The sequence below is a fragment of the Nostoc mirabile CHAB5784 genome (assembly GCF_020829645.1).
GTDB classification, from domain to species: domain Bacteria; phylum Cyanobacteriota; class Cyanobacteriia; order Cyanobacteriales; family Nostocaceae; genus Nostoc; species Nostoc mirabile.
Map to the genome: position 1 here is coordinate 1 of NZ_JAIVFS010000277.1, position 2,504 is coordinate 2,504.

Consider the following 2,504-nt stretch of genomic DNA (forward strand, 5'->3'; position numbering starts at 1 on the left):
CTCAAGGGTATTCGTTTCTTTTCTAAACTCCTCTGGTAAAGATACGTTGCGTACACCACCTGTAGCAGGAATGCCGTATTCGTAAATATAATCACCCAAGTGAAAAACCAAATCTAAATCTTCTTCAGCTAGGCGACGATAAGCAGAATAGAAACCATCCTCCCATTTTTGGCAAGTAACAAACGCAAAGTTGAGCTGATTCAACCTAGCGCCAATCGCTGGAGCAGTACGGGTACGGCCAATCGGGCTATCTTCATTACCCACTTTAAATTGATACCAATACCAACGGTTAGGCTGTAAACCACGTACATTTACATGAACAGAATGCGCTAATTTGGGGGTTGCCAATGCCACGCCCCGTAGCACAACTTGTCTCATGTTTTCATCCAAAGCAACTTGCCACCGTACTGGCACATTCACCTGCGGCATACCACCGCCATTTAATGGCGATGGAGCCAGCCGCGTCCATAACACTACACTATCTGGTAAAGGATCGCCAGAAGCAACACCAAGGCTGAAGGGATAAGCAGAGAATCTTGACAGTGCGACAACTTTATGAGTCCAAAGACTAGCAATAGCGCTTGCGGTCAATGTGCCGGCACCGAGCAGAAAGCGTCGCCGCTTTGCTGTAGTGGATAACAAGCGGTGGAAATGTACACGTTCCATAAAAGTCCTTGTTGAGATTTCTACAATAAAAGGGAATAAAAAAGCTAAATAGTATGCAACTGCTTGTTAGCAAGATTGATTACCAAATCGGGTAAAATTTTGGCTTAAGAAGGTTATCAATATTAGAATAAATATTTTCAAGGTCTTGCAGTCTCAATTGGATTTTGGATAATAATAGCGTCAGCAATTGGTCGCTCTCCAGTAGAATCAGACGGACGATTGATCAGTTGCTGGTTAATAGTTAGAGTTGTAGAGCCACCGCCATCGAGGTTGAGAGCATCTGTTGCTCCAAGCGACCGCATAATCCGAGCGCTTTCTTCAAAACTCGCACCGACACTTTTTCCTGGCTGACGACCATCAACTGTGACCAAAAGCAGCGTTCCTCTTGCCGAAATTCCAGCTAGTGTCCGAGGGTTACGTCGTACCCCGAATCGATAGTAGCCAAATTCTGGATCATCTGGCGCTCGTCCCAATACTGACTTGAGGCGAGGCTGGTATCCTTGAGCTTTCAACAATTTAGCCACAGTTTGAGCTGCTTGTTGGCTGGCTTGGAATGTTACATCGACTGTATACACATCACGGTCTGACTGTTCCCCTCTAACAATAATCGTGTGGGTTACACCACGCGCTATTTGATTTGATACCCGTGATTCTCTCAAATTAGGCTTTCCTAGAGGTAGTGAGTACCAATAGTGTTTGCCCGTTTCCTTTGATTGTTGGTTAGCACTGCTAATAAGCGATTCGACTACTGCTAGGAGCAAAGAGAAAGGAACTACTAAGTACAAAGTTATTATCTTGATCAGCAGACGCGCTTTCCAGTTCATGACTTACTCTTTTAACTAAACAGGCAGTAAAATTATTTATCACAAGCACTCTGCTCTTCCTCTACATATATGCATATATGCTGTTACTCTTGAGTTAATGTAATAGCAAAGATTTAATGACTGATTATATCTAATTAAACATAGGGTTAAACTATTGCACTATCCCCTCCATTTCTCACAAGCTTCAGGCGTTTGATGTCGCAGAGGGGGGAGGGGCAGAGGGGCAGAGGAGCAAAGAGGCAGAGGGAAAAAACTTACTGCAACTTCTCCCCTGCTCCCCGGTCACTGAGCGTAGCCGTTCGCGCTAGCGTCTCCAAAGGAGAAGGCTTAAGCGGGAGCTTATCGCACCCGGTACATTCTCCCAATACCACTTGACTGTGCGTTGAATCTCTGCATTGAGCCGAAACTGTGGAGTAAAAGGAATCTCTCTCAACTGTTGCAGTACGAATTGTACTTCCTGTTTGCTTGGCTGAACTGATTTTTCTATAGACTCAAAAGCATAATCATCATCACCAGAGTCTTCATCATGAAAATTTGACGCAACCGGGGCGGCGGAAGAATGGCCCTCATGAGTATCTGTCTCGTTTGTCGAGTCAACCAGTTCTATCTCTTCAACGAAGTGAGTAATCGCGGCTTGCTTATCAAAATTCTCTTGTTCCACTTCCTCACTTTTTTTAAGCTCAACAGCAATGTGTTGTTGTGGCGCAAGAAGCTTCAGGATTGGATCACCTCAAGAGCAATAAGGCTACCGGACATGAAATTAGCGAAGTGCTGATAGAAATTGGTGAGCAAACAGCTAACTTTGCATCAGATGCAGAAAAAGAGATTAGAACTCCTGTGCGGAGATTGGGCAAACAATTAACTAAAGTTGGTAACTCTTTAGGTAAAGCCGAATGGCACTAAGAAAAGCTCTAAGCTATACGGAATAAGGGCTACAGCTTTGAAAGTTATTGAACAGTCGAGGAGGGGTCAGGCGGTCGTCCTTGATGCAGTGTCATGGAAGCGATCGCCACA

Annotated in this window: 4 protein-coding genes; 1 reads left to right on the forward strand and 3 read right to left on the reverse strand. The window is 44.7% G+C overall.

Annotated features, from left to right (window positions below; genetic code table 11):
* The 3 genes from LC653_RS45655 to LC653_RS45665 form a co-directional block, all read right to left on the reverse strand.
* The coding region (locus tag LC653_RS45655) for an alkaline phosphatase D family protein (RefSeq protein ID WP_229501816.1) at window positions 1-666 on the reverse strand (666 nt) is incomplete at its 3' end.
* 137 nt (window positions 667-803) lie between these two features.
* The gene (locus LC653_RS45660) at window positions 804-1,490 is read right to left on the reverse strand and encodes a phosphodiester glycosidase family protein (protein ID WP_229501817.1); all 687 of its coding nucleotides are present in this window, start codon (window positions 1,488-1,490) and stop codon (window positions 804-806) included.
* A gap of 304 nt (window positions 1,491-1,794) precedes the next feature.
* A complete protein-coding gene (locus LC653_RS45665) occupies window positions 1,795-2,151 on the reverse strand; it encodes a hypothetical protein (RefSeq protein ID WP_229501818.1) in 357 nt (118 codons plus the stop codon).
* A gap of 38 nt (window positions 2,152-2,189) precedes the next feature.
* Here LC653_RS45665 and LC653_RS45670 point away from each other — a divergent pair, with 38 nt between their 5' ends.
* Complete coding sequence (locus tag LC653_RS45670) at window positions 2,190-2,393, forward strand: hypothetical protein (protein ID WP_229501819.1); 204 nt, start codon at window positions 2,190-2,192, stop codon at window positions 2,391-2,393.
* The last annotated feature ends 111 nt before the right edge of the window (window positions 2,394-2,504 follow it).

Coding starts and splice junctions, on each gene's coding strand:
- LC653_RS45660 (WP_229501817.1), bottom strand. CDS start 1,490: ATGAACTGGAAAGCGCGTCTGCTGATCAAGATAATAACTTTGTACTTA.